This is a genomic window from Telmatobacter sp. DSM 110680, from assembly GCF_039994875.1.
GTDB lineage: Bacteria > Acidobacteriota > Terriglobia > Terriglobales > Acidobacteriaceae > Telmatobacter.
Genome location: NZ_CP121196.1, coordinates 5836318 through 5860094 on the forward strand (window position 1 = coordinate 5836318; position 23777 = coordinate 5860094).

27 protein-coding genes are annotated in these 23777 nt (G+C 50.9%); 16 read left to right on the plus strand and 11 right to left on the minus strand.

Translation table 11 applies throughout. From position 1 onward, the window contains the following. Positions 1 to 28: 28 nt before the first annotated feature. Both P8935_RS24100 and P8935_RS24105 read left to right on the plus strand, forming a co-directional pair. Complete coding sequence (locus tag P8935_RS24100; protein ID WP_348262861.1) at positions 29 to 760, plus strand: hypothetical protein; 732 nt, start codon at positions 29 to 31, stop codon at positions 758 to 760. 444 nt (positions 761 to 1204) lie between these two features. After that, positions 1205 to 2017, plus strand: coding sequence for a hypothetical protein (locus P8935_RS24105; protein WP_348262862.1), 813 nt, complete (start codon positions 1205 to 1207; stop codon positions 2015 to 2017). 713 nt (positions 2018 to 2730) lie between these two features. Here the strand turns inward: P8935_RS24105 and P8935_RS24110 are convergent. The 3 genes from P8935_RS24110 to P8935_RS24120 form a co-directional block, all read right to left on the minus strand. Next, positions 2731 to 3480 carry a hypothetical protein gene (locus P8935_RS24110; RefSeq protein ID WP_348262863.1) on the minus strand — a complete coding sequence of 250 codons (750 nt, stop codon included), beginning with the start codon at positions 3478 to 3480 and terminating at the stop codon, positions 2731 to 2733. 102 nt (positions 3481 to 3582) lie between these two features. Continuing rightward, on the minus strand, positions 3583 to 4398 hold the full coding sequence (locus tag P8935_RS24115) for an HNH endonuclease (protein WP_348262864.1): 816 nt from the start codon (positions 4396 to 4398) through the stop codon (positions 3583 to 3585). Between the two features lie 426 nt (positions 4399 to 4824). Beyond that, complete coding sequence (locus P8935_RS24120; protein ID WP_348262865.1) at positions 4825 to 5388, minus strand: hypothetical protein; 564 nt, start codon at positions 5386 to 5388, stop codon at positions 4825 to 4827. A gap of 326 nt (positions 5389 to 5714) precedes the next feature. On the opposite strand from P8935_RS24120, the gene P8935_RS24125 reads away from it, so the two are divergent. The 3 genes from P8935_RS24125 to P8935_RS24135 all read left to right on the plus strand — a co-directional run bounded on the left by P8935_RS24125 (position 5715) and on the right by P8935_RS24135 (position 8203). After that, positions 5715 to 6032: a hypothetical protein gene (locus P8935_RS24125; protein WP_348262866.1), complete on the plus strand. Its 318-nt coding sequence runs from the start codon at positions 5715 to 5717 to the stop codon at positions 6030 to 6032. A gap of 279 nt (positions 6033 to 6311) precedes the next feature. After that, a complete protein-coding gene (locus P8935_RS24130; protein ID WP_348262867.1) occupies positions 6312 to 6887 on the plus strand; it encodes a helix-turn-helix domain-containing protein in 576 nt (191 codons plus the stop codon). Positions 6888 to 7903: 1016 nt separating this feature from the next. Next, a complete protein-coding gene (locus P8935_RS24135) occupies positions 7904 to 8203 on the plus strand; it encodes a hypothetical protein (protein ID WP_348265384.1) in 300 nt (99 codons plus the stop codon). Here the strand turns inward: P8935_RS24135 and P8935_RS24140 are convergent. Further along, positions 8174 to 8527, minus strand: coding sequence for a PadR family transcriptional regulator (locus tag P8935_RS24140; protein ID WP_348262868.1), 354 nt, complete (start codon positions 8525 to 8527; stop codon positions 8174 to 8176). The genes P8935_RS24135 and P8935_RS24140 overlap by 30 nt on opposite strands. A 748-nt stretch (positions 8528 to 9275) precedes the next feature. On the opposite strand from P8935_RS24140, the gene P8935_RS24145 reads away from it, so the two are divergent. Further along, positions 9276 to 9581 carry a zinc-ribbon domain containing protein gene (locus P8935_RS24145; protein ID WP_348262869.1) on the plus strand — a complete coding sequence of 102 codons (306 nt, stop codon included), beginning with the start codon at positions 9276 to 9278 and terminating at the stop codon, positions 9579 to 9581. A 444-nt stretch (positions 9582 to 10025) separates the two neighbouring features. Here P8935_RS24145 and P8935_RS24150 read toward each other — a convergent pair whose 3' ends face one another. Next, a complete protein-coding gene (locus tag P8935_RS24150; RefSeq protein ID WP_348262870.1) occupies positions 10026 to 10331 on the minus strand; it encodes a hypothetical protein in 306 nt (101 codons plus the stop codon). 1096 nt (positions 10332 to 11427) lie between these two features. Between P8935_RS24150 and P8935_RS24155 the strand changes: the two genes are divergently transcribed. Continuing rightward, a complete protein-coding gene (locus P8935_RS24155; RefSeq protein WP_348262871.1) occupies positions 11428 to 11682 on the plus strand; it encodes a hypothetical protein in 255 nt (84 codons plus the stop codon). Positions 11683 to 12644: 962 nt separating this feature from the next. Next, complete coding sequence (locus P8935_RS24160; RefSeq protein WP_348262872.1) at positions 12645 to 12836, plus strand: hypothetical protein; 192 nt, start codon at positions 12645 to 12647, stop codon at positions 12834 to 12836. Between the two features lie 591 nt (positions 12837 to 13427). On the opposite strand, the gene P8935_RS24165 is transcribed toward P8935_RS24160, so the two are convergent. Continuing rightward, complete coding sequence (locus tag P8935_RS24165) at positions 13428 to 14012, minus strand: response regulator (RefSeq protein ID WP_348262873.1); 585 nt, start codon at positions 14010 to 14012, stop codon at positions 13428 to 13430. A gap of 397 nt (positions 14013 to 14409) precedes the next feature. Here P8935_RS24165 and P8935_RS24170 point away from each other — a divergent pair, with 397 nt between their 5' ends. Beyond that, positions 14410 to 14772 (plus strand): response regulator, encoded by a 363-nt coding sequence (locus tag P8935_RS24170; RefSeq protein ID WP_348262874.1) that lies wholly within the window; start codon positions 14410 to 14412, stop codon positions 14770 to 14772. A gap of 171 nt (positions 14773 to 14943) precedes the next feature. Here P8935_RS24170 and P8935_RS24175 read toward each other — a convergent pair whose 3' ends face one another. Then, on the minus strand, positions 14944 to 15306 hold the full coding sequence (locus P8935_RS24175) for a hypothetical protein (RefSeq protein WP_348262875.1): 363 nt from the start codon (positions 15304 to 15306) through the stop codon (positions 14944 to 14946). A 38-nt stretch (positions 15307 to 15344) separates the two neighbouring features. Beyond that, positions 15345 to 15581: a hypothetical protein gene (locus P8935_RS24180; RefSeq protein WP_348262876.1), complete on the minus strand. Its 237-nt coding sequence runs from the start codon at positions 15579 to 15581 to the stop codon at positions 15345 to 15347. 519 nt (positions 15582 to 16100) lie between these two features. Between P8935_RS24180 and P8935_RS24185 the strand changes: the two genes are divergently transcribed. Beyond that, positions 16101 to 16397, plus strand: a complete 297-nt coding sequence (locus P8935_RS24185; protein WP_348262877.1) for a zinc-ribbon domain containing protein — start codon at positions 16101 to 16103, stop codon at positions 16395 to 16397. Positions 16398 to 16732: 335 nt separating this feature from the next. Continuing rightward, positions 16733 to 16951 carry a hypothetical protein gene (locus P8935_RS24190; RefSeq protein ID WP_348262878.1) on the plus strand — a complete coding sequence of 73 codons (219 nt, stop codon included), beginning with the start codon at positions 16733 to 16735 and terminating at the stop codon, positions 16949 to 16951. Between the two features lie 298 nt (positions 16952 to 17249). On the opposite strand, the gene P8935_RS24195 is transcribed toward P8935_RS24190, so the two are convergent. Next, positions 17250 to 17822, minus strand: a complete 573-nt coding sequence (locus tag P8935_RS24195) for a response regulator (protein ID WP_348265374.1) — start codon at positions 17820 to 17822, stop codon at positions 17250 to 17252. Positions 17823 to 18221: 399 nt separating this feature from the next. Here P8935_RS24195 and P8935_RS24200 point away from each other — a divergent pair, with 399 nt between their 5' ends. Together P8935_RS24200 and P8935_RS24205 are read left to right on the plus strand one after the other, a co-directional pair. Then, positions 18222 to 19085 (plus strand): response regulator, encoded by an 864-nt coding sequence (locus P8935_RS24200; protein ID WP_348262879.1) that lies wholly within the window; start codon positions 18222 to 18224, stop codon positions 19083 to 19085. Between the two features lie 415 nt (positions 19086 to 19500). Beyond that, entirely contained in the window at positions 19501 to 19938 is a 438-nt protein-coding gene (locus tag P8935_RS24205; protein ID WP_348262880.1) for an RNA polymerase subunit sigma-24, read from the plus strand. A 102-nt stretch (positions 19939 to 20040) separates the two neighbouring features. Here P8935_RS24205 and P8935_RS24210 read toward each other — a convergent pair whose 3' ends face one another. Then, positions 20041 to 20286, minus strand: coding sequence for a hypothetical protein (locus P8935_RS24210; RefSeq protein ID WP_348262881.1), 246 nt, complete (start codon positions 20284 to 20286; stop codon positions 20041 to 20043). A 1174-nt stretch (positions 20287 to 21460) separates the two neighbouring features. Between P8935_RS24210 and P8935_RS24215 the strand changes: the two genes are divergently transcribed. From P8935_RS24215 to P8935_RS24225, 3 genes are all read left to right on the plus strand, one after another. Then, entirely contained in the window at positions 21461 to 21691 is a 231-nt protein-coding gene (locus P8935_RS24215; protein WP_348265375.1) for a cold shock domain-containing protein, read from the plus strand. A 552-nt stretch (positions 21692 to 22243) separates the two neighbouring features. Continuing rightward, the gene (locus P8935_RS24220; protein WP_348262882.1) at positions 22244 to 22483 is read left to right on the plus strand and encodes a hypothetical protein; all 240 of its coding nucleotides are present in this window, start codon (positions 22244 to 22246) and stop codon (positions 22481 to 22483) included. A gap of 72 nt (positions 22484 to 22555) precedes the next feature. After that, positions 22556 to 22762 (plus strand): hypothetical protein, encoded by a 207-nt coding sequence (locus P8935_RS24225; RefSeq protein WP_348262883.1) that lies wholly within the window; start codon positions 22556 to 22558, stop codon positions 22760 to 22762. 263 nt (positions 22763 to 23025) lie between these two features. Here P8935_RS24225 and P8935_RS24230 read toward each other — a convergent pair whose 3' ends face one another. Then, positions 23026 to 23526, minus strand: coding sequence for a hypothetical protein (locus P8935_RS24230; protein ID WP_348262884.1), 501 nt, complete (start codon positions 23524 to 23526; stop codon positions 23026 to 23028). Positions 23527 to 23777 lie beyond the last annotated feature (251 nt).

Genomic DNA, 23777 nt, shown 5'->3' on the forward strand with positions numbered 1-23777 from the left:
CCGACCTTTGTGATAGAGTTTCGCCATCATGCCAAAGGGCCTAGCGTTGTTCCTTGCTCTACTCTGCTCAATTTCGCCAGTCTTCGGTCAGAAAGCGACTTCTCATCCAGACAACAATCCTCAAGTAGCCGCCGCGCCGATCCAAGCTCAACCAGATGCCATTTCATCCAAATGGTATGCATCATCCGAATGGTGGCTCGTTGTTATGGCAGCCGTGACAGCAGGTGTGATTTGCTGGCAGTCGTGGGAAACCAGAAAAGCCGCACAAGCAAGCAAGGACAGCATCGCGCTCGTTCTCTCCAAAGAAAGGGCGCGATTGGCGATAAAAGTGTGGCGAAGCTTATGGTTCAACAATCCAGATGTGATTATGGAACTGCTCAAGGCTCCTGCCGTTCAATTTCGAGCTACGAATGTCGGGCCGACGCATGCTTTTAATGTTCAACTCTTCGTCTCCTACCTGCTCACCGAGTCCGAAGACCCTGAAGTGCTTCCAGAAGCCACAGCGTTGTCCATCTCGAATACGATGAAGGCCGACGGGAAAGACGTATATCCGATTCTCAAGCCAACACTCGCGAATACTCTCTACGAATTGGGTGCCCTTGTCGGAGGAACAAAATATTTGCAGCTTGGTGGAAAGCTAACATATATGGATGTATTTGGAGAACCGAGGGAAACACGCTTCCGCTACATCTACAAAAAAGGTAGCGGGAGAAATGAATGGATAGAGCACGGTGTGCCATCCGAGAATGAGGCGACCTAACCACAGGCAGCAAATGACAATCGAAATTCACAAACGCTAATATCGGCGAGGAGAAAAGCGCATTGCCAGATTGGATTATTGGAACCGGCAGGTATTTACTCATCACCAGCGGTTCCCTAACGCTAATCTTTCTATACTGCCTTCTTTGTGGCGCAATATCTAAGCGATACCCAAGAATCGGCGTTGCGCTGTTCGGAGTGGTGGGCGCTGCATTTGTCACCGTCTTCTCATTTGTCGGAATAACAATAATTGCGGAAGGCAAAGCAGCAGTAGTGCTCTTGCTTCCCATATATTTTGTGGTCCTGATTGGATGGGTAGTGTTCGCATTCAAGTTTGCGGGTGACAAGTCGAAATAATGCATGAACGCAGGATAAAGTGGACTACGCCTTATCCGCGAAAATTGCCAAATCCGCCGCCCCTCCTTCGTGGTAGAGTTTGGCCATCATGTTCAGGAGCATTCTGCTGCTCATTGCGTTGTGCGCAACGCTGACGCTCTCTGCCGAGCCAGCCAAGGCTCCTGCCGCGAAACGTGACCAGCCCTCAGCGCAGAAAACGGAGCAAGCGCCGACAGTCACGATCTCCAAACTGGTTGTTCAGGAACCTCCCAAAGAGGAGAAAAGCTGGTGGGACCGATTTTGGCAGCCCGAAAACGTTCCTAACATCCTCTTGTTCATCGTCGGTGCTTTGGGCGTGCCGATAGCGGCATGTACGTTAGTCATGCTTTGGTCCCAGACCAAGGCGATACGAGAAACTCTTGATGTCTCCAAGAGAACGCTCCTCCTACAATTTCGTCCCATCCTTACCGTTCGGGGCCTTAGAGCAATGGGCCTATTGCAAAATCCGAAATATCCAGAAGAAACAAAGGTGTTTCTCGCCATTGAGAACAGTGGAGGGTCAGATGCGCACATTGACAGTAGTGAGATTGTTGTCAAGACCGTGGACTACAACACTGACATAATGGAAGGCGCGATTTCTCTCGGCAAGATGACACTGAAGCCCGGTCAGGGACATGTAAAAAACATCCCAATTGATGACGAGCTTGTGAAGGCGATGGTCGCGGAGACGGCTCATATGGATCAGGACAAGGAGCGAAAGAGCCAGAAACCGCTGATAATGTGCATGGGCAATATTAAATATGTGGATGATTTGAACATCACTCGCACCCTTACCCTATATCGGCGATTCAACCCAAGAACCTTCGAGTTCTTGCCGATTGATGCTAACGACAGCGACTTTAGGACTGAAACCCAACTGTGATACGGACTACGCAGTCAATATGTTGTATATCGTTTCCCGCGTCACACCAAATTCTTTCGCACTGAGCAGCTCTCGCTTAGCAATGACCTCGGCTCTTCGAACTGCATCTTGCCCGTTCGATTTTGCCACGCGCCGATTCAAGATGCTCGTCATAGCAAGCATGACGATCCTCGTTGATAGTACTGAGTCTGGCTGGCAAAGCGTCTGTATATGTTTGTGATATTCCCTCTCGTGAAGTTGTCCGCATTCTGGAATACACGCGAACGAGTTCCTTTCCGATCAGGCCATCGAGCTGCGTAGTCCTGCTGCGAAACGCACTTGAGAATTGCCCTTCTATAGTGCTTCTGTTTCCATGCGTGAGAAATTTCTCCAATTCAGGAAAATCACTCCGACCAGCATTACATGCCAATTTAGGGGCTTTTTCATAGCGAAAAGGCATTTCGACAGGCCTCCAAGTTGCTTCAACCATGTTTGGGTGGACCACAACGCTTATCGGCGGTGTGAGATGCACCAATCGGGTGCCCTTTGGCCCTCCCTGCGCAAATGCCAGTCTCGCACCGCTCAGACGGTCAGCGCTTTTGGGATTCAGAAGGTTCATCGCATGACACCCGGTTAAGCCAAAGCTGCCGAACTCCCAAAATGGGTCACTACGTGGGTCGCACTTGGACCTTGGACGGCGCAAATGCACGATGAACACGCGATCTTCAGTCATGTCAAAATCTTTCTTGCAAAAGGTTAACGTGCTGGTTTTGGAACCAAGTGAGAAATTGCTTAGCATTCTTGAACTCAGGCGGGACGGCACTTCTCTGGATGTAGCCGTTCTTTACACTGAGTCCTCCCCATGCATGTTCAATCTCAGGGCGCACACGATATGCTTTGTCTCGCCAACTGCCAATTGGAATACAACGATCGAAGCGCCCTGATTCGCCAGCTCTTGCACGAACCACGACATCGTTCTCGCTGACAACTGTCCAACGCGTATGCGCGTTTTCATCTCGCCGCGCTCTCGGCACATCTACAGCCCTAATAACCTCATCAATGACGTATAGACCAACCAAGCCGTAGATCAAATCATGAGGCGGCGTTATTGACCTGAGACCTCCATAGAAGACCAAGATGTCTCCTCTGGAAAGCGATGCAACACCTGCGCCTCTGCGCTTGCCGTTGTCACCGTAGGTCAAATGCTCAAAGTCTGGATCGAGGTGCATATTACAAGCTGACAATTCATCAGGAAAACGCAAATTTGCGAGGTTGTTTATACGCGCAAACTCGGCGAGAGGCTCTACCACTTCCTCATAACGCTTAGCACGGCCCGGAGTGCATACCTTCTTGGGACCATCAGGAATCGGAACAAACACAAAGCTCCCCGTGAGCACATTCACAGGAGCGTTCCATTTGCCGTAGGCTTGGTCAATTCCGACTCGAACGAGAATCCCTCGCATTTGTGATTTCACCTTTGGCATCGAGCAGTTCGGTAAACAGCGTTGCACTACCTTGAAAGAAGAGGTCAATTGCGCAATTTCTAAACTACAGCTCATCCGATAAAATTGGCATTGGATTCCAATTCATGGGAGTAATCTCGCTTGGGGGCGATAGAGCCGCTCACTCCACTCAATGACTGCCTCTTTGCCGCCCCGCTTCTCAACCTCAGACAGCACCAAATCGGTGAACTCATCACTGACTGTCGTCGGAACGAAGCGAAACCAAGGGTACTTATCAAGTCGAAGCAAAGCGTCTTCGAATTTGTCCACGTGGGCTGATTGCTCAAACAACGCAACGCCATCCCCGAGTTCGTCTTTCGGCAACACGTCCAGCATTGTCGTTTCGTCACGGAGCGTCCAGTACTCCCAAGTCCCGCGTTGGTTTCGTTGCCTTACGATGGCTAGGGTGCCTCCCTCAGCTCCGACCTCCAAAACAGTTTGTTGAAACGTTGAATCCCAAGGCTTCGTATCGAAGTATGTCCGCTCCTTCCCCCGCCTCGCCAGAATTAGGTTTCGCCGCTCAAGGAAGATTCTGTCCCTAAGGTCATAGAACTCAGGCAGCGTTTTCGGGACAGTGCAATCCACTTCGACTTTGAAACGATTGCAGAAGCCGTTGCAGGCTCCACAGGCCAATACGGCGTTCGAATAGTTCCACACCCAAATCGCGTCAATTCCCATGCTCTTGCAAACGCTTTGCGGAACAACGTGGTCGAGCACCATCGTGAGCCAGTCTTCAAATCTTGCAGTAAAGGGCAATCCACAATAAGCACAGTTTGTAACTCCGGTGATTCTCATGAACTCCGGGGCATCAGCATGGCGTGTGTTGAACCCCGGTCTCTGTTCTAGTTGCTCTCGACCCCCACCGGGATATGCGTCGAAGGGAAGTCCCTCAATCTTCATGTAAGTTCCTCCTCTTGTGCGCGTTGTAAGGCCACCCTTGACCACACAATATCGCTTTCGATTTCCGTAGAATGGCCGCCATCAAAAGCTCACCGGATTTCTAAAACTTCGACCCTATTTTTGATGCCACCCTTGCACTTCTACGCTGATGTTATGATGCGGGCAACTGTTGCTGCTACTCCCATATTCCGCGCTCTTCTCAAGAACGCAACGCATTCACTTGCTTCAATATCAAGCTGATGTAGTACTCGGAAACAACTCGCGAATCGTCTCCTTAAGCTCAGCGAGTTTCGGCGTCCATATCAAAGTTCGGTAATTTGGGCATCGTCGCACATTAGGTTGCACCCGTCCGAGAATGACAGGACGCCCATTGGTTAACAGAGATGGAGTGAAATCGGGAAGCAACTGACTTGGATTGCTCTAGGTTTAATGTGGACGGAATTCAACGAATCGCCAGCCATCATCGTAAAGCCGTAGAAGCGCCTTCCCTTGTGCAGGAGGCATGGGATTGAATATGGACTCGGCATCATGCGGATAATCCGATAAGTCATACTTCCATGTATACTCGGCAACTTTGTCATTCGAGGCATTCGAATCGGCTGAAATGCCAGTAATCTCAACAATTCTCCAACCTACGGGCTTGGTGAGTGGCAACATCACGCCAGGATGTTGGGCATCCACGCCGGCCGGAATATATCCAATGCAAAGCACATATTGTCCTGATGCCAATCGGATGTCAGAACTGTCGGGGAGACAACTCTTAAAGTGATTGAAGTCCATTAAGGTCGCCAATTTTTGGGCCGTACTCGGATCAATATGCAAAAACTTCGAGGCCTCATCGGGACCTAGGACAATCTGGTGAAACTGATTTGAGATTCCCACCTTGTCGAGAATATCCTTTGCGCCGTCACGCGTAAGTTTCTGGGACCTACAACTAGAGGTCATCGCGAGAACGGCGATTACTCCAAGACACACTGATATTCGCTTCATAGTTTTCCTTTCTCATACTGTTCTTAACGGATATTGGATGAAGTGTACTCTTAAACCGTTCTTCCCCCACATATTTCATGCGCCCACGACCTTTCTCTCCAAAACGGAGCAGAGATGCGCTAAGATTGTTGCCATTCCTGCGCCTCCTTTGAACCGCAGATTCTATCTAGCTTGGGCAACCAGCCAGAGCGGGGGAAAGTATGGTCTATTCGACAGCCGTCACACAGACACGTGCTATTCACATTCGTCGAGTAATTGAATGGGGAACGAAATTAATATTGGGCGTCGTGGGGATTGGCGTGTTCCGAAGCGAGTTTCTCAGGATCATGTCTCTGCCGCGCGAACTCAATAACGAACTCTACTTAGTTCTTTTAGCGGTAGCGACCCTTCTCACAGCCGGATGGATATTTGTAGCCAATAAGGAATTCGACATCATGTGCAATTTCTTGGACCCGCTCGAATACCGAATCCCCGACGAAACATTCATTGGGATGGCGATTGCAGCAGCTCTCACAATCCTCTTATTCACGGCCCGAAATCCGCTATGGTTCGGCGTGAGCTATTCCGTTTACATGTTGCTGAGCGTGCTTGGTTGGAAACGGGTACAAGATTCCACCAAGCGAACTGCGGCATATAGATGGTGAGCACATCCGCTGTCCGAAGTGCGGGAAAGACAGCGTCTATATCAAGCCAAAAAACTAGTTCAGCTGCTCACTCATCTTTTGAATCGAGAACGCTAGTCCACTATCGTGAGCGACGTCACATCATGCCGATAGAAGGCAACCGTACAGTCATAACGTCGCACGCTACCCATTGAACGCAGGGCTGTTGCACGTTGAGGCCTCCGTTTATGCACCAGCGGTTCGTGCGAGACCCCACTTGATTTTGTAATGCACGGTCAAATCGAAAAAGGAGAGGCGAGCATGGAAAAGGGTACTCGGCGAGCGAAACAGCTTGTTGATATCTATTCCATTGGTCTCAAGCTTCATACGCTTCGCGTGCAAAAGGGTTTGACCCTATCGCGCTTGGCAGCAGAGACAAGCTTATCGACTGCGCTCTTATCTAAATTGGAAACCGGTCACATGATTCCGACTCTCACAACGCTAGCGACCATCTGCCGCGTTTATGGCGTCGGACTTGGCTTCTTTTTTGCTGAGACAAAGAAGCATTCAATGTCCATCACGCGGAGCTTAGTTGCAACGAGACGCGGGCGAACGCAGGAAACGATGAAGGAGTTTCCGCTGAATGCAAAAGCAGATTTTCCTATTCTTGCGAGAGAAGTTGACTTTCCGCCAAAGCACACTGAGACGATGGCGGAAGTGGGGAAGGTGTTCACCGGTGTTATTTACGTCTTAGAGGGGAGTCTACAGCTTGAATCAGCGGGTCAGAAAGATGTGATGGAAGCTGGAGATTGCGTTTGCTTGAATAGCGACATGTTGATTTTCTGGGGCGCGAGCGGAACAACTCGGTGCAGAGCACTGGTTGTGACCCAAGGATAGGCCTGAAATCACGGTTCAGAATGCTCAGCCACCCTTCAGATCACAGTGTCACTTTTGGGTTCCGCAGAATGGCCTCTGTCTGAAACACGGCATTTTTCAGAACTTTGACCCTTGTTTTGGAGATCACATATTGAAGGCTCAGACAGCTGAGTCATCGCATTCTTTAGAGGTTGTGGTCGAATGGTGCTGCGCTGAAGATGTCGATGAAAGATCATCATTGGCGCTGCTTCAAGCTTCCGTCCCAATCGACCGGTTTACTTTATGAATGAGCCATTTCAAGGATCGCTTTTGTATATCGCTTTCCTTCATTCCTCCGGTTGTGGTTTGTGGCACATGCATTCACATTCGTGATCGTTCCGCTCCTTGCGCAGGACGTAGCCGTCGCAATTTTGATGGCGCTTCTGCTTGCATTCCTGGCTGATGTAGTGGGTGCCGCGCATGGGGTGATATTTGTAAGCGTACAATTCTGGTAGTAGTCGTCAATGGGTGAAGCTTGAAGCACATTGTTTACAAATACAGCAATGATCAGGCGGACGAAATGGAATTTGATTCCCATGGTTCCCAGATCTTAGAGCAGGGCGATATTGTTTCAAGGCATGGTGCGAGTTGGAAAGTTGAATCGATCGAATACTAGGACTAAGACAACCGCAAACTCATTCCGACCTGGTGGGTGTATTTGAGCCGGGTTTTGACGAACTAGCACCCGCACTTCACCTTTCCATAACTCCACGTCCTTATGCATAGCAGTAAAAACATCACAAGAATAATGTGTTGGAATGGAGAGGATTCATGGAGAAAGCAATTGAGATTCGACTAAACGAGGATAACGCAAGGCACCTAGAACGTTTTCTGCAGGGGTTCACATCGACAAATAAGTTTCAACCGCCCTACGCGAGTTCTGAAATTAAGGCGTTCAATGAGTTGTATGCCGAAATTCGGAAGGCTCTCGGCCATTCCTGAGATCGGGCGAAAGTAATCGACTCGACACAACACAGGTGAAGTCGAGGCGGATTACAGTGCGTAAGCTTTGCGGCCTACGACCTGTGGACGTTGGATTTGATGATGAAGAAGAGAAGAAATCGGCGGCTCAGCTTGAAGGTTATGCGGCGGACTCCCCCGCACTGGCAGCAATCGCGTGGTTTGTCGGGATTGCCGCATTCTCTACTGCTCTCGCACTCGCGCTGGTCAATTATGAGTCAAGTCTGTTTGCCAGAGCATTCGTTGACCTTGTTTCCGTCGGGGCAACGATGGAGCGAGACTTGTTTCATCGAATTCGTCGAACACATTTACATTATGTGTCTGCATCCATTCAGTGATGCGTTGCTTGTCACCGCGTCTGCCGTAATCTCTTCAAACAACTCGCGTACCCGCTCTTGGCCGGTCTTTAGGGCCTGTCGTCCCGCATGTGTTGCAACATACACCCGGCGACTTCGCTGTGACACTTTCTGTTTTGAAGACTTAAGCCAGCCTCTTTTCTCCATGCCCTGCAAGAGCGGATACATCGTGCCCGGCCCAAGCTTGTATCCGTGACGATTAAGTTCCTGAATCATGCCAAGGCCGAATACCGGCTCTCGACTCGCGTGATGAAGGACGTGAGGCCGCACAAGCCCGGAGTACAAGTCGTAATATTTGGGATTCACGGTTTACTCCCGACCAAGCTATGCTGACTTCTTCTGATTTGCCCAACGTGCCCTCTGCGCGTCACCAATTCTCTTTCTGGCGGCGGCACTCATCTTGCGCTTCTTCCGTTTCGGGAGTATAGAAGTCTTCTTCGCTCCATCCCCGGATAGCAGAGTACGAGCTTGTTTAAGTCGAGAGATTTCAGCGTCAATCGAGGCTAGGATTGCATCTATAGTCATCCCGAAAGTATATCTAACTAGCCTCAGCATAGGCCGCTGTTGGGACTTCCCCGTTTTTTAGTGCGAGGTCTTCTTTTTTGCAAGCCTCACAGCTTTCGCGGTGCTCGACCATCTTCTGCTGGGCAGTCATCGCTGCGTCTTTATCGACCGACAGACTGTCCGATTGAGCCGCGGTTCCATCGACTAGAGACTGCCACTTCCGTCGCAAACGCTCATAAGATTTACAAACCGTTAGCTTCGTGTGGTCATATCGTCTACGGCGCATTGTTCTATTTCTCCAAGCTTCAATGAATAAACCCGAAAAATTCTGCTAAAGGGTACCTATTGGTTTTGATGGGTCGGTGATGCTGGGAGATGCTCACAGGTGTTAGGAGCGATATGGACGAGGAACATGTTCAATCGTGTCGAGGACGAAGATTGAGCTACTGCGGTCCACTTCGCAATAATCGGGCCAACTTCAATTCAGTTGACCTTTCTCCCAGAGCAGGAGCACACTTTGACTCTTCACCCCCACGCGACTGGAGAGACTATGAATTTTGCTGACAAGGAGTTGAAATGCGCCGATTGCGGCGGAATGTTCGTGTTTTCTGCGGGAGAACAACAGTTCTTCCAAGAAAAGGGATTTACTAACGAGCCGAGACACTGCAAACAGTGCAAGGGTAAGAGGCGGGGCAGCGGAGACCGGCCTCGAATCGACAGTCACGTCACCTGCTCAGAGTGCGGAAGCGACACAACCGTTCCATTCAAGCCGACACAGGGTCGGCCAGTACTGTGTGCCGCTTGCTTCACCCATAGACCAAAGGCTCACGCTATTGCCGAAGTCAATGCCCTGTGATTTCCTACTTTATGAAAAAATCGAGTCATGCAAAGACCGGAGTCTAATCTCAGAACCTGCCGCCACCGCCGCCACCCACTCCCAAATTTGCTGACGAAATGGGGTTCGGGCATGGAAGGTAGTTACAGCGTACAATCCTCTCACTCGTCGTCAATGGGTGAAGCGTGAAACACATTGTTTACACATATGGTGATGGTCAGCCGGACGAAATGGACTTCGATGCGCACGGTTTATTTAACTTTACTAATGGCGATACTGTCTCAAGGCATGGAATCACTTGGAAAATAGATGCAGTGGAGCATATGGGTGTCAATGACCGGAAGCAAATCCCGACCGTGCGGGTACATTTGACACCCGTTGTCGAGAATTAGACCCAATCGCTTCGATGAATAGTTCTTGAAGACGCGGAGACTCAGAACGGCACCGGCCACTCTAGAGGGCTTGCTACTGTCCACCGATTCGTCCAAGTGGGCGAGCAATTATTTCTGTCTCAATCAGCAGTTCTGCCAAAATAGCTCGATGAATTTCGACGAGTTTTCGGAACGAGTAGCGATATGCAAACTGCTGAGCATTCGTAAAGTTTGGTACGAATCGGTATTCTGAGCGATTGCGAAACACCAATTCCCAATTTGGAATGTGAACCACCGGGGTATCGCCCTGCCATACATCAAGCGTTTCGAGCCACACGCCATCGTGTTTTCCGCTCGTCGCACGTAGTTTAAAGGGGCCATCAGAATCAGGCAAACCCATCCGAACTCTCCTCAACTCATTTCCTTTGACCGATTCTAGTCGGACGCCCAAAGATTGAGAAAGGTCACAATCGCCCCTGTTCGGGCTGCGGCCGAATTCCCAAGACCCCGAATGCGCTCCAAGGCAGTCTAGCGCACTCGATTTTGGCAAGGTGTCTGGGTCGAACTTGATGGGGTGCCCCAATCGCCTTCGGCTGCGTAGAAGAAAACTCAGGGAAATGTGAGCGATCGTGTTTTGAAAGTTGGGGATGTTGGTTTTGAGTATGGGTCTCGAGCAACGACCTCGGCGACAAGGTCTCCCAATAGGACATTTTGATCCGGAGTGCCCAGACGTATAAATCTGTACGACGGGTTCGAACTCGGCATACACAGTTCGGGATAGTTCCGCTGAAATCTGTTTACCAATTGCATCCCGACCGCGCTTAGGGCTGTGAATTCGAGTCCGACTGAATTCTTAGTCACTTTCGCCATATTGCCTTGCCCTTTGATTCTGAAGATTGCTGACCTAAAACTAGAATGCGAATCCCGGTACAAAAGGGCAAAGCTGCTGCTTTCTGCTTGGCCCAACGACTCCGCACATTTTATTCCGCTACCTTCCGCTTTGCCCAGAGTTTTGGTTTTGATTCTGGGTCTCGGGCAACGACATCGGCGATAAGCTTTTTCAAGACAATATTCTGCTCCGGAGAGCCTAAATGTAAATATCTATATGAGGGTTCTTGACTGGGCTTACACAGCAGGGGATGTTTGCGCTGGAATTCGTTCACAAGCCGCTTCCCGATTGCGCTAAGACCTGCCAATTCGTATCCAACTGGCAGCGGGGTCACTGTCGCCATTTGCTTTGCCCTCATGAGTCCAGGTTCGATAAAGAGCGTGACCGTGGTCGCAACAACTCAGTGTGACCAGAAATATATTGCTATTCGCACTTTCAAAGCTGTTCCATTTTGCTCATCTTGTTGGGTCGAACGTTCATCTGGGAGCAACTCTGGCGAGAGACGGACCACCTTCAAGAAGAGCGATCGCAGTGTCAGACGAGAAGACAGAATCCTTTTGCGGTGAAGCGTGTAGCTGAAGGTTCGGTAAGGGACTAAAATCTCCGTATGCCTCTGACGCCAACGCTACAGACGAGATACGACGAGAACAGCATCCCCATCTCGGCGAAATGTTCTCTGTGTGGCGAACGAATGCCGCAGGGCACACCACGCATCACGGACCCAATCGAGAATGTTGCATGGTTCTCATCTCAATTCGGTCTTCACGTAGCGCAAATTCATCCGGAAATCGAGGCTCGCACGTGGGTTGGCAAATCCAAAAAATCCAACGCACGCCACACGCAGAAAGAAGTCAAAGGATAGCTGGCTTTTGAAGGGAACTGTATACCCGACCTAGAAAAAGCCTGCTCCTCCTTTTACTTTGGTAGTGGGTCAATCCACGGGGCTCCGGGTTCAACATTTATAGTTGCAACCGAATGCCAAAGACCGAAAAACCAACTCCCGATGAGGCGAACGCCCTAACGATCGAACATGCAACCCTCGTCAAGCAACAGTATGAAGCATTTCAAATAGCCCCCTACATCCGCATGTCACAAGATCAAGCGGACGCATATGACGAGAGACGCCTCCGTATCGAAGAAATCTGCCTCAGGTTAGCGAAATACAGGTCAGCTTGAAATTCACAGGTCGGATGACCTGTTTGCCGGAAACCGCCTTCTGTTTCGCCCCACCTTCGGTGAAATGCCCTGCAATGCAATCCGGCGCATGGGTGGCTGGAATCGCCTTCGTGATAATTCAGCCGGGTAACCTGTTACTTTTTGTGCATTGCCATCTCACCTTTCTAGGGTCACACTCGTCTACATCACAACCCCTAGTTTGAAGAGAAATACAATGTACGAATTGGACAGAGAACGTTTCTCATTTGCCCATCGTCGCAACGATGATGGCACCTTCGATTCAATCTGCCCAAGCTGCTTTCGAACCATCGCGCAGAGCACATGCGAACCAGACCTTTTCATTGCAGAGGACAGTCACGTTTGCGACCCGTCGCTTGTTGAACACTATCGCGTGATGAGCCAAGCGGTTTCAGATTATCGGGTAAATAGCAGGGGGCATGTCTCAAGGGATACCAGACAAACGGAAGAGTTGAGAGCTTTATGAGTTGCGCGAACTGCTGACCCAACCCCGGCAGTCCGGGGCTTTCTCTGGGGGAGGAGCCCCGCAGGCGCATTCAAGCGGCGAAAAAGCAGGCCCTTCCCTGACTTCGGCGTTCTTGTGTCGGATGGAGAACTGAATTTCTCTTTAATAAAAGAGATACTCTCAACATGGAAGTGAATTCAGTCAATCCGCGCATCATCGAAGCGTTGAGGACGAGAGACGGCGTAATCATCACGTTTGAGGACGGCAAATACGCCAAGTTCCCGGCAAGGCTCCTCTATGCCATGATTCTCAATGCAGTCGAAATGAGTGCAAGTTTGAGCGAACCCGGCGTACCTGCATCCAGTAAAACCCCGTAATTAGAGTATGACCGCTCATCTGCCTGACCCCGTGAACACCTCTGAAGATATGGGCACGCCTCTGATACTGCGGCATGAGGAGATGACCAACCCACAGCTTCAATTGGACGGCTTTTCAGGAGGCCAAAATTGGTTTGCGCTGGCCTCGTTCACGCCTTTCGACGGCCTATGGAACTCTTCGACATGTTGGCGGAAAGCAGCACCGAGGGATGGCTGCGGGTTGCGGTCGAATTGGTGCTGACACGCTGAGCAGCATTTGACGCCGCCTAATGTCGTCAAGTAGGGAGGAAGCACTGTTCTCGCCATAGCCGAAAAGATGTGGGAACCTTCATTTCGAGTTGCTCACCCGTCTCTAGCCATTTCAATTTACTGCGCCATACTTGGGTGAAGAAATCAGCCAGTGTCCGTCGAAAGCGAGACAAGTGCTCAGACCGCACACGCAGCCACTCCAACCGACCGGACTCGACGCCTTCGGTTGGCTAATGCTTTGAATTTGGCTTGCACAGAACAGACCTGACAGTTTGAACTGACATTTCCTGCCCAAGGACGTTGCAAAATGGATGCCTCAACTTTCAGTCCCGAAGCACAAGGTTAGTTGTGGCCGCAGGAGTGAACGTCAAGAATATAGCGAACCTTGGTCATGCAAGCTGGGCACTCAGCTTCAGAAGCCGCATCGGCTAATTCTGTGCGTGGTTCGGAGAATGACCGAAGACAAGCCGGGCACGTCAGCACGAAATAGCCTTTTCCGTTAACCGGAACCCATACGGGAGCCTTGTCTGGCTTCGGAACATGCGGTCTCAGGGGAGACTCCTCAATTAGCTCTACAATCTTTGCCGCCATCTGTTCCGGCCTGTACTGTCCTTTCATCAGGAATGCGTCGGCAAGAGGGGCAGTGGTGCCTTGCCCGAAAAATTCTCCGCTGATAGCAATGACAGGGATATGCGGGAATCGCTTTCGAACGATTGACAGCAACTCGAACCCACTCATGTTAGGCATCCGCAAATCAGAAACAATCAAATCGGGAAGCACAGAACGAAGTTCAACGAGTGCCTGAAACCCATCCTCGGCAGTCCGAACATCGTAGCCAAAAGACTTTAGGATGAGACCTGATGTTTCTCTGAGTGCTGAGTCGTCATCAACGAAAAGAATCCTAAGCTTGAACCCTTCGTGAGTCATACAATTGTCCGATTTCGCAAAAGACCCGATGAAGTTTTACCTACCGGGTCGCGAATTGGTGTGAGTATACGCCAGACTCGCACACCTATAGGGGAAAACCTTACCGATGTTTTTCGATACCCCGAAACTGGAGCCGACTTTCGCGCATCAGAGCCTCGCCCTGTTTGGCGGTATCATCGAGTATGCTGGGTGCCAAGCCGTCCATTCTCGCTGGGCGATGGCCGCTATGTAAGTCGCAATAGCCAAAGTCGCGGGAGCGTTTTGAACCTTGGGATGATGGTCTGAGTCGAAATCAAGGCCTGTAGCGATAAGCAGTCCCTCCGCTCAATAGTAGAAGTTTGCTCCTGTAGGTCGTGAAACATCTCAAAATGCCCGTTAAGCATCGCAAGGTTTATTCATGGCGAAGCCTCGAGTCCTAGTCATCGACGACGACAAAACCATCGCAGATACATTTGTTATGGTTTTGAACGTTAGCGGCTTCGAGGCGAAAGCTGCCTACAGCGGCGAAGAGGGTCTGCAACTTTCACGCGACCATGGGTTCGAGTTTCTGGTCTCTGATGTCGTGATGCATCCAATGAATGGTATCGAGGCGGCAATTGAAATTCGGAAGTTGCTTCCTACCTGTCGAGTCCTTTTAATCTCTGGGACTAACGACACTACCTCCTTACTTGCGGAGGCTACGTCTCGCGGATTCGAGTTCGACATTCTCCCCAAGCCGGTGAATCCAACGGCACTCATCGAAGCTTTGAAGGAAGATTGAATCGGTGAGAGCGAAGTCTCACGGTGTCGGAAATGAGGGGTCTCTGCATTGGTTCTCAAACAGCGATGAAATACGTCGGACGGTGGTAAGGAATAAGTACCTTCACGAATCGAGGTGTGCGTGATTGTCGAAGGTCCCAGCAGTAAGAAATGGATGGCTACTCAACATTGCTCACTCGATTTCCGGAGCGCACAACGACCTTAGCTCATCAAGCGATTCGCGCAGCGCCTTTGCTCCTTCTCCCTTTTGAAGGAACAAGTTCGCTTTGAAAAGTTCACAAATGTGACGAGTTTCAAGCGTCAGTCCCGTCCATACAAGGACGGGAATTTTCCTCAGTTCTGAATTTGAATAGCGGAAGCGAAGTACCTCATACCCGCTGTCCATACCCAAAACAAGGTCGAGAAGAATCGCATCAGGTAAAGTGGTTCCGTCGTATACCTGCTTCGTAAGTAGTTTGAGGGCATCGCTCGGAGAAGCTGTACATTCGATATGGGTGAAGCCGGATAGGAGCGCAGTCGCTTTGGCTGTTCTCAAATCTATAGGCTGGTCTTCCACTATCAGAAGCACACAGGTCATTTAGAGCACATGGGAATTTTCCCTTCTGCTGATTCAAGTTCGGCTTGCTTTCTCGGGGTCATTAACGGTGGGGTCGGCTCTGCCTGTCCATCGAGGTTCGCGATGAGTTGAACAACGATGTGCATGAGTTCGGCTACATCGGGATTGTCCGCCTCGGAACCGACGCTCTGCTCCACCTTCTTCAGTGTGCTGAGAAGGGCTTCCTTGACTTCGGCGGGTGGACGCAAACTCATTGTTTATCTGATGTCAGGATTTGCCTCTGAGGATGTTTCGAACTGCGAGGCAGCGGTACGCCAAGCATTACTCCGACAAGTCCATCTCATTGTGCTCAATAAATAGTGTCGGATGAGTGACATGCCATGTTAATCCCCTCAAATGGGCTTGTCTGCCACAAGGCGAGTGAGGCTTTTGTCCTGCAAATGTGAATTGTGCCGGATTTGCGGCACTGAGCGGCGAAAGGGAGTAGGGTTTAACCAAACTTTATCCAAGTTATGAAAGAACGGCCAAAGGGCGGTTCGCAAATGGAAACCTACTCACCAACTATCTTCCGTCACAGGCACAACCGGGACGGCACGTGGGACTCAATCTGCACGAAGTGCTATATCACCGTTGAAACCGCCATCCAAGAAGAGGACCTCGCGGGGGCGGAGCGGGGCCACGACTGCATGGAACTATTGGCTACCAAGACAAACTGGTTTGTAAAGTTGCGATAGGCAGGGTCAGACTCCTGTGGTTTCAGACTTGGGGTGTTTATGAGCTTTAACGACCGCGATGTCCTGTGTGTAAGTTGTGGCGTGATGTTTGTGTTTTCTGCGGGTGAACAAGAGTTCTTTCATGAGAAGGGATTCACCAACGAACCGAAACACTGCAAGCAATGCAAGGCTAAGAGGCAGGGCGTCGAAGGGCAGCGTCGAATCGAAACGCACGTCATCTGCTCAGAATGCAGGAGCAACACAACTGTACCCTTCAAGCCGACTCAAGGCAGACCAGTGATGTGCAGAGTGTGTTTCGCAAGTAGACCCAAAGCAACCAATATTGCGGCTGCGTAGTGGAAAGCCGGCGAGATTAGACGTGCGTCTTCCGCTTCTACTTGGTGCAACCTCAAAGGGCAGATTCTCCGAGATTTGCTCATCGCGAAGCTTCTGCGAAGTGCGATGAGGAATCGTGACGAAGAACCTTTACAACGAGTAATACAGCGTTGTTCACTACAACGTTCATTTCAAGAGCGGGAGCCTTGAGAACCGGGTCACTCAACGTGCGGTTTGCGGTCTACGCCCAGTGGACATTGATTGGATTTGGATTGTCGAGCGTCGGCGTCGTGCGACTCCCGAGGAAGTAAGCAAGCTTTGCGAAATCAGTTCGAGTCGATACGAGGTCACCAAACATGCCTCATAACCGAGACGACATGTATTACCATCCGCCCGGAACGACTCGCTACGACATGCAGTTCAAGAGCGGAGCACTGGAGAACGGCGCCACCGAGACTGAGATTTCTGGGCGACAACCAGCGGATATACGGTGGCTTTGGGTCGTTGAGCAGAATCGCTATGCAATGCCGGAGGAAATACGAAATCTGTGCAAGCAGGTATATCAAGTGTTTTGAGTAAACTTCGTAATCTGTTGCCCGATGGAAATCTTTCTACTCGTCCTACACCACTCCGGTGAGAAGGCACGCGATGGTTGAAGACGAGGAGGAGGGAAGCCGAGTTCAATCTCTGGACATCGGTTTGCACAAAATCAGGCACAAATTGACCGCGCACCGGCTCAAGATTCGGTAAGCGCCTACAATCTCCCTGTGCCACTGCTACCAATCCTGCAAACGAGATACGACGAGAACAGCATCCCCATCTCGGCGAAATGTTCTCTGTGTGGCGAACGGATGCCGCAGGGCGCACCGCGCATCACGAACTCAATCGAGAATGTTGCATGGTTCTTATCTCAATTCGGTCATCATGTTGAGCAAAGTCATCCGGAAATTGCGGCTCGCAAATGGACTGGAAATTCCGGGAAGCACGACGGACTGAAGGCTCAGATAACAAACTAAAAATGGCTTCTGGGGAAGTTAAGCTTGCGTTATGCAACAGCGGGAGCGCACTGAGCAGTCCCGACTGAGCGAAGGGCGTGGCGAGTATTTCAAATTGATAACCCCGCGACACAGCCTCTTGATGCAGAGCGCCACCGTCGTTGTCACCGGAGACTAGGAGGACTTTACATTTGGGGAGAAGCTTACGGATTTCAATTGCAGCCTCAATGCCGTTCATCTGTGGCATTACAACGCCGGTCACGAGGTATTCAAACTCGCGATTACGCGCAAGCTCGACGCCCGTTTCACCGCTGTATGCAACCGTCGCCTCAAAGCCATCAGTTTTCAGGACCATGGCAACGGTATGAGCCACCGCTATGTCTTCCTCGATGACGAGAACTTGTGCGGGAGTTTGCCTCGCCTCTAGGATGGCAATGGTTGCGCCTTCAATCTTGGAAGCCTATTGATTTTCACTCGCTCTCGAATTGGCCTAAGCGCCAGTAGCTCCTCAATCACGTATCCGCCAGTCGTCCCATCCGAAAACGTCACGACCAGCCCGTCTTTACCATCCAACTCAACCGCCAACAGGTGAATTTCCTTTTTCATCTCGGAGACTATTTCACGTGGAGGAAATGGTTGGCTGTTCAAAATTGCTCACATTCGTTAGGGCGCATAATCGTGATGCGCGAACTGCTGACCCAACCCGCCAGCGACGGGGTTTCCTCGGGGAGGCCCCGTTGGCGCATGTGTATTCAACCGTGTGAGCAATACCGCTCTGCTTCCCCGGTCAACTCAACGTACGCTCTATCAAGACGCGGACACCTTTCATCCGCCCCGTGAGAAGAGTCACTTGGACACAGTTACTGATGCGACCGCGAATCCAAAAATTCTGCTGGTAGACGATAACGATGCGGTACGTGACTCGTTAAGAGCCGTGCTGGAATTCAGCCAGTTTGATGTAAAGACAGCCGCAAATGTGGCTGAAGCTATTCAACTCATCGACACAGAAGCGTTCGATGTTCTTCTTTCCGATTTGCACTTGCCCGGAGCCGGGGACGGCTTCACCATCGTCAGTGCCATGCGTCATCGTCACCCTGATGCCGTCACTCTATTGTTTACCGGGTATCCAGCATTGAAGGAGGCAATGGACGCCATCCTTTTGCAAGCGGACGAAATCATGGTGAAGCCCATGCCCATTCCGGAATTGCTCGCATTGATTCGCGAGAAATTAAAGAATCGCGGGACGCGGCGTACCACAAATACTGAGAGAGTAGCTTCCATACTAGAGCGTGAGGCCGAGACCACAATTGCCGATTGGCTCTCGCGAGTTGAAAGCGATGACGAACTGAACCATCTAGTTCTCAGTCGTGACGAACGAATGGGGCACCTTCCTTTGCTGATTCGAGAGCTTGTTCATCGGTTGCGAGTGCCTCGAAGGCTTGGTACCAAACAAGTGTCAGACGGGGCTGTTGAACATGGAAAGATTCGCCACTCGCAGGGCTATACAATTCCGATGATTATCGAAGAGTCGCGAATGTTGCAGGTCAGCATATTCCACTCCCTACAGTCCAATCTGAATGTTGTGGATTTCAGTCTTCTCCTGATTGACGTGATGACCATAGCCGACGAAGCTGATTCCCAATTGAAACAGACAATCGTGAGTTTCACGGAATCGTCAGCCGTGAACATGGCAGCAATTGCTGTCCCGGCATAGGCCGAGCGCCCGTTACGTTCAACGACAGAAGACGCCTTACTCGGCTCTGACACAAGTGGTGGGTCAATCTATACCGGAACGCGTGCTTTTCGAGTGCCTGAAATTAGAGTGCAATATGCAATGAATGAATTCTGCATGACAACCGTGTCTTTGCCGCGCTGTTACATTTTTTAGCTAGACGCGGCTATCTACCTGAATGATGGAAAATCTTCGCATTTTCAATATCGACAGTACGTGAAGCGAATCACACCGAGATGCTGCAAAAAACCTCGAATTTGGGGATGTCAGAGTGGAAGCTAACGTTTACGACAAACGCCGCATCTGAATTGCCAACTTGATGCCTATAATCTCTGGCATCACTACATCGGAATGAGCAACATAGGACTAGCCCTCATCGTTTGCGTGAAGTTTACAAATGGATACCAAGCGGCTTTACGAAGAGGATTGTTCCCTTCTCAATCGCATCCGACGACGCGATGACAGGGCGATTGCATTGCTCAATGACCGCTATTCGATGGCTGTTTATTCCATGGCGCTCCGCGTGTTGCGCGACCCAACTCTTGCAGAACAGGTTTTGTCGGACATTTTCATGGATATTTGGGGCAGCCCAAAGCCCCTCATGCATATCGCGGCTACTAACCTCTACCCGTCCATGGTGATGTTTGCCCGCAATCGGGCAGTCGCCGTGCTAATTCATAAACCGCCCACGGAGATTGAATTCTTGTTCCATTTGGGGGTTGGGAACCAGCAGGACTGGGAAATGACGCGGGAGAAAGCATTGGCGCTAATTGAGGGAATGCCTGTGGAGCGCCGGACGACGCTGGAGAGAGCGTTTTTCCATGGAGTCACTTAATCAGCGTTTGCACGCGCCAGCGTGCGTAGAGGTTTGCACGTGGCACTCATCGTAGAGTTTGTGCGTGATTCTGTGCGAAGCGCAGGAAGCGGGTTTGCGTTTCTAATCCCCTCTTGCCAGTTTGTCAATTCGCTCCTTGGTTGCAAGAATCGACGCATTGCAGGTCTCGATATAGGCGCACGCTTTAGCAACTGTCGGGTTGGTCTCAGCGGAACCTTCCGGCTTCTTGGGAAATGCTTCCGTTTCATCTACGACCCGCTGTGCGTTATCCCGTAGCAATTCCCAAAGGCGGATTGCCCTTTCCAAATCGTGAATGACTCTCACTCTTTTTTGGAGTTCTTCGGTCATGCTGGGAGGTCTGGTAGAAACGAATACTACACCTAAAACACTGGCAAAACACCTTGGCAAACGATTTAGGCCAACTGCCCTTGACGAGGACTAAGAACGGCATTTTGCGATAGCAACCAGACTGACGATTCTGGACGCCACCGAAGCCGATTGAATTCTTGGTACATCGCGGCGGCATTGTTTGCAGGTCACGACGAAGGTCTTCCGATTTCCGGGCAGTTGGAAAATACCAGCCATCATAGGCGAATAATGACGAAAACCTAGTGAGCAGCAGCACACATTCCCAGTCAGGACTGAAACTGTCGAGCTAGGTGAGAAGGAACTCAGGAATTATTATTGGATTTGGAAAGGCGGAGTTTGCGTTGTGGAAAGCCTGTGGATATTGTGGAGCATGGTCTATTTTCGATTGACACGCCGAAAATTTGCGTCCCATAGTCTCTCTACGCGCTGCCCTAATCCACTGAATAGAATACCCCTCCAGATGAGGGGCGTTCTTGCATCTAGGCCCACAAATATAAGTCCCATTTATTGCGTACCGAACATATTTCCAAGTTTTGGCGATGGAAGACGACTACATTCGAATTTCCATCGCGAATGAAGCCGAAAATCACGGTTGCGAACTTGTCTGGGGTATGAACCGGAATTCTACCGCCCGAATCCTGCCAACCCATTTGTAGTTGCCTATGTCGATGTGGAGATTGCAAATATGAGCAGCTTCAAGGAGAGCCAGTTCAGCTTCGTATCTTGCTGAAGCAACCGTTCCATAGCACTTCGGGCATATCGAATTGCGCGTGCCATCCCGGTTCAGCTTACGAGGAAAACCAGTTTCCCGGAGTTGCAAGATTCGCCTCTTTCAAACAGTGGTGTGCGGAGAGATGAGTTGAGTCTATCCTGCATCGACCCTTTCGCTTGTTCATTTATGCCCACTACCCTTCCTCGAGTAACGCACTCCACATCATCGCAATGGAATGTGCCTCTCAAAGCGAAGGCTTGTAGAGGAAACGACACAGCAGCAAGGGGCCGGGGCAAATCACGAAATCCGAATGCAACATCCCTTCCATCTTTTCTGACCTCTGCTATCGCTTTCTTCGATGAATCGCATCGAAAGAGATAACGGTTCGTGCATCTGGTTGCCAGTTCGCCGACACCTGAGATGCAAGGAAGGCAGGAGCGTGTGGCTCAATACAAAGGACAAATTAAGTGGTTTAACAACGGCAAAGGTTTTGGGTTTATTGGACGGGAAGACGGGCCGGATGTATTCGTTCACTACTCAGCGATTCAATCGGAAGGTTACAAAACGCTCCAAGAAGGTGACGAAGTCGAGTTCGACATTGTCGAGGGGCAAAAAGGCCCACAGGCGGAAGCAGTGACCTGCGTCAAGCACAATGACCACGGGACTGCCTGACGGATGGACATATATATAGTGCCGTCCCAAGTCCTTTTCGCGACAAGAACCAGTATTTATTTTTGCTGTCCATGATGAGCCAGCACTCTATCGCCGAACCAGCTACCGGCCTACGGCCAGCTTCTGGCGAGTGACGAGTTGGTCAGGCCGACCGTGGAAGACCTCGCTCGGAAGGTACCGGCGCTGCTGGCCGCAAAGGGGGCACTCGACGGTGATGGACTGGAACGGAAATTCATCCCGACCTGATGGCACATCGCGGCGGCAACCTTTGCAATTCACCACAAAGGTCTTGCGGCCTGACGGTGTTGAGAACATGTCAGCATGATATGCGAATGAATGACGAGAAACTAGTGAGCACCAACACGCTGGACGAATCGTGCTGAAGAATCTCCACCACGAGCCCCACCCGCAACCGCAACTACAAAACCCACCGTCAGAATTGCAGGGAAAAAATGAAGCCCCCGCAGAGGAATGGCTCCCAAGTTCAGTTGCATCTTCAGTGAGACGCGCTCGTCCCCTTTCGATGTTGCAAGAGGTCTATAATCCGGGTCAATGGCCCACGAACTCAACTACACGCCAGCCGGAATTCTCCACTACAACGTCCAGTTCAAGACGGGTGCGCTGGCGAATCCCGTCACGGACCGTGCTATGTGTGCCATAAGACCAGCGGACATTGATGTCGTCTGGATTGTTGAGCGGAAGCGTCAAGCGACTCCGGAGGAGATTCGCAAGCTGTGCAACGGAGCCGCCAAGCCATCGAGCCGAAAGGAGTGGGAAGGCGACTGGCGTTGAAACTCCGCCGGGTTAAGTGAATAGGAGCGCGTTTATCTGGGCGAACAAAAGGAAATTATGAGGAAATAAGCCATGTCAGAGACAATGGGTTCCGCAGTCAAGAGAGTAGTTCTGGCGGTCGAGCGGATGGGACTGCGTGTGACCGACGAACAAGCACGAGAAGCGATTGCGCGTGAGAACGATGAATACGTCATTAATGTATTTAGTCCGATGACGCCTGTACCAAGTCTTCCGAAGGAAACAATTGATCGCTACGCCGAGTCCTTACTAGACCTGTGACGCACGACCATTGGGTGCATTGGGAAAGAAGGCTACCTGCAGATGCCGCCGCACCCTAGGTCACCCATTGCAGGTCACCCATAAGCCCAAAATGGGCATGTTTGGGTAGAAATCAGATGACGCGATAGGAATGTAAGCTGTTGAATATAAATGACGGATGCCATCGTCTCCCGTATTCGGGACCAGGGGGTCGGAGGTTCAAATCCTCTCTCCCCGACCATTAAAAACAACAACATACGGTCTGGCTAAATTGCCTGGGGTTCTCAAAATGGTTCCCATTCAACGGCACCGCCGCCTTGGCCAACTGCCTTGAGCGGCGCACTGATTTCCTTTCTCTCCTCGTCCGGCTCCGTAAACACCGCCTCGACAATTCTCGTGACCTCTTCCACGCGTTCATCCCACCAGGTCTTCGAATAGACATCCAGCGTCACCTTTCCAGTGCTGCCAGCGTGGCCCATGTTGTCCCGGGCGATCTCGAAACGGCCGCCTACACGCCGCACCAGGCTCGCATGCATGGTCCGGAAGCTGCGGAAGTCGATCTCCTTCGGGAGACCATGCCGGTGCAACAGGTTGTGGCGATCAGGCGCCTTTCCTGCGCGGTTGGCGTCCGGCGCGAAGTGCATGATGATAGTTAAATCCTGATGATAAGCACAAGTTAGAAACGCCACTTCCCATGGATCTACACCAGTGTCGGAGACGGTACGGGTTTTGTTGTCTTCGTCGAGTTCGAGGTCGATGCGCGGCGAGTCGAAGCCATTCCCCATGAGGCCCTATAGTTCTCATCAGTGAGGGCGAGGAAGCGCAGCTCGTTGAGCGGATCAGAGGAGTTGGAGATGAGATCGCGGGGGAAGATTTCCGGTTGGAGTAAAAAATGGACGATCAATTGAAGTAATTGGTCAGCTCCAGATTGGAATTGTTGCTTAGACATGGCTCTTCAATTATCGGCAAAGGATTAGAAAGGAATGAAAGTGAGTCGAACTAGAGTGGAGGGGCGCAAGAATTTAGAGGGCGGTGG